The sequence below is a fragment of the Lysobacter enzymogenes genome (genome assembly GCF_900106525.1).
GTDB classification, from domain to species: Bacteria; Pseudomonadota; Gammaproteobacteria; order Xanthomonadales; family Xanthomonadaceae; genus Lysobacter; species Lysobacter enzymogenes.
In genome coordinates this window covers 227,510-233,509 of the sequence record NZ_FNOG01000009.1, presented here as the reverse complement: position 1 = coordinate 233,509, position 6,000 = coordinate 227,510, and the positions used below count along the sequence as shown (strand labels likewise).

6 protein-coding genes are annotated in these 6,000 nt (G+C 72.1%); all 6 read left to right on the top strand.

The features are described from left to right. The first annotated feature begins 77 nt into the window (after positions 1–77). The 6 genes from bioH to folE all read left to right on the top strand — a co-directional run bounded on the left by bioH (position 78) and on the right by folE (position 5,964). A complete protein-coding gene (gene bioH / locus BLU84_RS21310; RefSeq protein WP_074871873.1) occupies positions 78–872 on the top strand; it encodes a pimeloyl-ACP methyl ester esterase BioH in 795 nt (264 codons plus the stop codon). An 8-nt stretch (positions 873–880) separates the two neighbouring features. Continuing rightward, positions 881–1,792: a malonyl-ACP O-methyltransferase BioC gene (gene bioC, locus BLU84_RS21305; protein WP_074871870.1), complete on the top strand. Its 912-nt coding sequence runs from the start codon at positions 881–883 to the stop codon at positions 1,790–1,792. Beyond that, entirely contained in the window at positions 1,789–2,781 is a 993-nt protein-coding gene (locus tag BLU84_RS21300; protein ID WP_233431198.1) for a multidrug resistance efflux transporter family protein, read from the top strand. Before bioC ends, BLU84_RS21300 begins: the two co-directional genes overlap by 4 nt. 142 nt (positions 2,782–2,923) lie before the next feature. Then, a complete protein-coding gene (locus BLU84_RS21295; RefSeq protein ID WP_074871868.1) occupies positions 2,924–4,624 on the top strand; it encodes a sensor domain-containing diguanylate cyclase in 1,701 nt (566 codons plus the stop codon). 173 nt (positions 4,625–4,797) lie between these two features. Beyond that, complete coding sequence (locus tag BLU84_RS21290; RefSeq protein ID WP_074871866.1) at positions 4,798–5,139, top strand: hypothetical protein; 342 nt, start codon at positions 4,798–4,800, stop codon at positions 5,137–5,139. A gap of 231 nt (positions 5,140–5,370) precedes the next feature. Further along, entirely contained in the window at positions 5,371–5,964 is a 594-nt protein-coding gene (folE, locus tag BLU84_RS21285; RefSeq protein WP_074871864.1) for a GTP cyclohydrolase I FolE, read from the top strand. The last annotated feature ends 36 nt before the right edge of the window (positions 5,965–6,000 follow it).

Below are 6,000 nucleotides of genomic sequence, written 5' to 3'. Positions count from 1 at the left end.
GCGAAAACGCACCACCCTCCGTCGCATCGCCCCCGCGCTGCGACGGCGGCACGCAAACGCAGCAGCACGGACTTTCCATGTACATCCAAACCGCCGGCGCTCCCGCCGGCAGCGGGCGCCCGGCGCTGGCGCTGATCCACGGCTGGGCCATGCACGCCGGCCTGTTCGCGCCGCTGGTCGAACGCCTGGGCGATGCCTTCACCGCGCACCTGATCGATCTGCCCGGCCACGGCTACGCCCGCGACGACGCTACGGCGCTGGACCCGAAGGCCCTGGCCGACGAGCTCACCCAGCGCATTCCCGATGCCTTCTGGCTCGGCTGGTCGCTCGGCGGCCAGGTCGCGCTGCGCGCGGGCCTGGACCATCCCGAGCGCGTGCGCGGCCTGATCCTGATCGCGTCCTCTCCTCGCTTCGTGGTCGGCGACGACTGGCCGCACGGCGTGCAGCCGAGCCTGTTCCGCAACTTCGGCGAAGCGCTCGAGCGCGATTTCCGCGGCACCCTCGACGGCTTTTTGGCGCTGGAAGCGCTGGGCTCGGCCAAGGCCCAGGAAGAACTGCGCCATCTGCGCCAGCTCGCCTTCGAGCGCGGCGAACCGGCGCCGCGCGCGCTGCAGGAAGGGTTGGTGCTGCTCGACGAATTCGACGTGCGCGCCGAACTTCCGCAGCTGCGCGTGCCGAGCCTGTGGATCTCCGGCCGCCGCGACCGCCTGGTGCCGGCCGGGGCGATGCCGGCCGCCGCCGCGCTCGCGCCGCACGGCCGCAGCGAAGTCATCGCCAGCGCCGGCCACGCGCCGTTCCTCGGCGCCACCGACGAAGTCGCCGCCGCCATCGAAGCCTTCGCCGCGCAGGCGTCGGCCGCCGTCGCCTCTTGAGTTCCGCCATGACCGATCTGTTCGACCACCGCCAAGTGCGCCGCTCGTTCTCGCGCGCCGCGCACGGCTACGACCAGGCCGCCGCGCTGCAGCGCGAAGTCGGCGCGCGCCTGAGCGAAACCCTGGATTACCTCGAAGAACGCGTGCCCGACGTGGTCGTCGATGTCGGCTGCGGCCCCGGCCATCTCAGCGCGGCGATGCAAAAGCGCTGGCCGCGCGCGCAAGTGGTCGCGCTCGACCTGGCGCTGCCGATGCTGCGCCAGGCGCGCGAGAACTTCGGCGGCGGCGGTTGGCGTCAACGCCTGCTCGGCGGCGCGCGCCGGCCCGAGGCGGTGTGCGCCGACGCGCGCGCGCTGCCGCTGCGCGACGCCAGCGTCGATGTGCTGTTCTCCAACCTGTGCCTGCAATGGGTCGAAGACCTGCCGGCGGTGTTCGCCGGCTTCCGCCGCGTGCTCAAGCCCGGCGGCCTGCTGCTGGTGTCCACGTTCGGCCCGGACACCTTGTTCGAACTGCGCGGCGCCTTCGCCGAAGCCGACGCGGCGCCGCACGTGAGCCCGTTCGCCTCGATCGCCCAGTTCGGCGACGCGCTGATCGCGGCCGGCTTCAAGAACCCGGTGCTGGACCGCGACGAGTTCGTGCTCGGCCATCCGGACCTGGGTCATCTGATGCGCGAGCTGCGCACGCTCGGCGCCACCAACGCCAGCGTCGAGCGCCGCCGCAGCCTCACCGGCCGCGCCCGCTTCGCCCGCGCGGCCCAGGCCTACGAGCCGCTGCGCGGCGCCGACGGTCGCCTGCCGGCGACCTGGGAAGTCATCTACGCCCACGCCTGGGGCCCGGAGCCGGGCACGCCGATCCGGGTCGGCGGGGTCGACGAGGTGCAGGTGCCGGTGTCGAGCATCCGCGTGCGGCCGCGGCCGTGAGCGCGCAGCGCCGGGCCTTGTGGGCGGTGCTGATCGCGCTGGCCTCGGCGCTGTTCTTCACCTGCACCTACGTGCTCAACCGCGCCGCCGCCAGCAGCGGCGGGCATTGGGCCTGGACCGCGTCGCTGCGTTACCTGTTCACCCTGCCGATGCTGCTGCTGGCGATGCCGCTGCAAGGCGGGATCGTGCCGGTGTGGCGGGCGATCCGCGCCCATCCGGGGCCGTGGCTGGCCTGGAGCGCGATCGGCTTCGGCCTGTTCTACCTGTGCCTGAGCTACGCCGCCGCCAGCGGCCCGTCGTGGCTGATCGCCGCGACCTTCCAGCTCACCGTGATCGCCGGGATGCTGTGCGCGCCGTTCCTCTACCGCGACGAACGCGCGCGGGTGCCGCTGCCGGCGCTGCTGGTCGGCGCGCTGATCGTCGCCGGCGTGCTGCTGATGCAGCTCGGCCACGGCGGCGGCCGGCTCGACCGCGCCGGCTGGATCGCGCTGGTGTGCGTGGCGGTGGCGGCGGTCGCCTATCCGCTCGGCAACCGCGGCCTGTTGCTGCACCTGGAGCGGGCCGGGACCGAGCTCAACGCCACCCAGCGCGTGTTCGGCATGACCCTGGCGAGCCAGCCGCTGTGGTGGGCGACCGCGCTGTACGCCGGCGCCCAGGCCGGCGCGCCGCCGCCGGCGCAGCTGTGGCTGGCCGCGGGCGTGGCGCTGGGCGCCGGGGTGATCGCCACGATCCTGTTCTTCCAGGCCACCGGCATGGTCCGCAACGACCCGACCGCGCTGGCCGCGGCCGAGGCGATGCAGGCGGCGGAAATCGTGTTCGCCACCGCGATCGGCGCGCTGTGGCTGGGCGAGGCCTGGCCGCACGGCCAGGCGCTGGCCGGGGCCGGGCTGGTGGTGCTGGGCATCGTCGCCTTCAGCGCGGTCGCCGCGCGCGCCGCGGCCGGCGACGAGCGCCGGCTCAAGCGCCTGCGCAGCGATCGCGGCGGCTGAGCGCGGCCGCGCGGCCGCATCGCCGCGGCGCGATGCGCCGGCGCATGTTGCATCGCGCCAAGCAGTCGCCGCGCCGCCATCCCCGCGCGCGCCCGCAGCGGCTAGACTTCGACGTTCTTCGTAGGCGGGAGCGGACCGGGACATGCGCAAGGCGGTGTGGGCGCTGACGATCGCGATGCTGTGCGCGCTGCTGTTGGGCGCGCCGGCCGCGGCGCAATCGCTCAAGGTCGAGGTGCTGATGACCGAAACCGACCTGCAGACCCCGCCGGTCGGCGCGCCGGTGCTGCGCAGCATGGTCGCCGAGCGCCCGCACGACTTCGTCCGCTTCAGCCTGCCGCGGCGCGAGGCCGGCTACTGGCTGCGCCTGACCAGCCAGCGCACGATCAAGCCCGGCGACGGCCAGATGCTGGTGGTGCGCGGCTCGCGCGCGATGGGCCCGCTGCTGTACTACCCGCCCGGCGCGGCCACCGCGCGCGAGATCGACGACGCCGAACACGGCGGCGTGCCGCTGATGCGGCGCGGCTGGGTGATGCCGCTGCCCAACGGCTGGCCGACCTCGTCGGTGGCCTATGTGCGGATCAAGGGCCGCGCGGCCATGAGCGAGATCCGCCTCAACTTCGCCAGCATTCCCGAGCTGGCCCGGCAGGAGCGCGGCGACGCCCGCTTCATGGCCGCCGCCTTCACCGCGATGATGCTGATGGCGGTGGCGATGGTCGGCGTGTGGGTGGCGTTCCGCGATTTCGTCTACCTCGGCTACGGCGCGTACCTGGCGTGCATGGCCACCTACCTGCTGCTGCGCTCCGGCGACGCCTCGGAGATGTGGGGGCTGGCCGGGCTGGCCAGCGAACCGGCGGTGGGGTGGGCGCTGGCGACGCTGGCGACGATCTTCCAGCTCGGCTTCAGCGTGCGCTTCCTCGACCTGCCGCGGCTGATGCCGCGCATCACCTGGGCGCTGCGCATCGTGCAGTGGGCCAACATCGGCTGGCTGCTGGTGCTGCTGCTCCTGCGCGAGCACGTCTACGGCTGGTGGTACATCGGCGGCAACATCCTGCTGCTGTTGGGCGTGCCGCTGATGCTGGTGATCGCGGTCGCCGCCTGGCGCAAGGGCGCGCCGTACGCAGGCTATTACCTGCTGGGCTGGACGCCGATGCTGGTGCTGGCCGCGGCGCTGGCGGCCAACATCCTCGGCCTGCAGGACGCCGAATGGGCCGAGCGCGGGCTGGCGCTGACCGCGGTGCTGGAATCGGCGGTGCTGGCGCTGGCCTTGAGCCAGCACGCCGCCAACCGCCACCGCATCGTGCTGCTGGCGCGCCAGTCGGTGGAGCGCGACCCGCTCACCGGCGCGCTCAACGCCCAGGTGCTGGAGCAGATGCTGCAGGCGTGGTCGTCGCCGGGCAGCCTCAACGTCAACAACTACGCGCTGCTGCTGGTCGACCTGGACGGCTTCGCCGAGGTCAACGCGCGCTATGGCCGCGCGGTCGGCGATGCGCTGCTGCAGCAAGCGCTGTCGCGCATGCGCGGGGTGCTGCGCCCGGACGACACCATCGCGCGCATGGACGGCGACTGCTTCGGCATCGTCAGCGAATGCGAGCGCGGCGAAAGCGAACTGCTGGCGCGGCGCATCGGCGAGACCTTCGCCCAGCGCCCGTTCCGCATCGACAGCCACGAGATCGTGATGAGCGTGAGCATCGGCCTGGCCATGTCGCAGCGCGGCGAGCCGGTGCCGGATTTGTTCGAACGCGCGCGCCTGGCGCTGCGTCACGCCGTCGCCGCCGGCCGCAACGCGGTCAGCGTGGCCCAGGGCGGCGGCCGCGACGTGGCGGTGGTGCTGCAGGCGCAGTGAGGCCGCGGCCGCGGCGTACACGCGCGGCGACGGTTTCCGTCACGCAGCGCTAACGCATTCGCGGCTTTTCCGGGCGCAGGCTGAACGTCTTAAGCCGCAACGCAAATCTTCACCTGGGTTGCATCGTCGTGGGCCTAGCTTGGGCTCATGGAATTGGCAAGTCGATGCGAGCCATGAGCAATCACGACGAAACGGATGTCGGCGCGGCGGTCGTACAGGCGATAGACCCGGGCGAATATCGCGAGCATTTCCATCGCGAGTTCCGCTTCGCCCCGTACTACAGCGCCGGCCGCGAGTGGCCCGATTACGAACCGGCGTATCGCTACGGCTACGACTGTTATCTGCATTGCCGCGGACGGCGGTTCGAAGAGGTCGAACCGGCATTGGCGGCGCAATGGGACCGTTGCCGCGCCGCGTCGCGGCTGCACTGGACCGAAGCGCGCGAAGCGGTGCGCGACGGTTGGCACCACATCGAGCGCAACCTGCCCCACGCGCTCGACCGGCCTTTGCGCTGACAGTCCGCGCAAAGCCCACCGCTCCCCCGGCGCTCTCTCCCCGGGGAGCCGACTGGTCGCCCTGGTTGGGCGACCTTTTTTTTGCCCGGGCATCGGCAACGCAAGCAGGGAATAGAGAACGGGTTCAAGGCAGAAGCGGCAAGCCGCCAGGCGCGGCCGATCGCCGATTCCCCCGTCCCGATTCCGAGCTTGGTAGCATTCGTGTCCCCCCAAGCACACAAGGCCCGTCCCATGGCCGACACCCCCGACAAGCCCAGCCGCGAGCAAGCCGAGGCCGCGGTCCGCACCCTGCTGGCCTGGGCCGGCGAAGACCCGACCCGCGAAGGCCTGCTCGACACGCCCAAGCGCGTGGTCACCGCCTACGGCGACTGGTTCAGCGGCTACGACGACGATCCGCGCGAGTACCTGGCGCGCACCTTCGAGGAAGTGGCCGGCTACGACGAGATGATCGTGCTGCGCGACATCGAGTTCGAAAGCCATTGCGAGCACCACATGGCGCCGATCATCGGCAAGGCCCATGTCGGCTATCTGCCCAACGGCAAGGTCGTGGGCATCAGCAAGCTCGCCCGCGTGGTCGAGACCTACGCGCGCCGCTTCCAGGTGCAGGAGAAGATGACCGCGCAGATCGCCCAGTCGATCCAGGACGTGCTGCAGCCGCTGGGCGTGGGCGTGGTGGTCGAGGGCGCGCACGAGTGCATGACCACGCGCGGCGTGCACAAGCGCGGCGTCAGCATGATCACCTCGAAGATGCTCGGCATGTTCCGCGACGACGCGCGCACCCGCGCCGAGTTCCTGCGTTTCATCGATGTGGGGCCGGGGCGCTGAAGGCGCCCGGTTCGACGCGAGGCGCTGAAGGCGCCC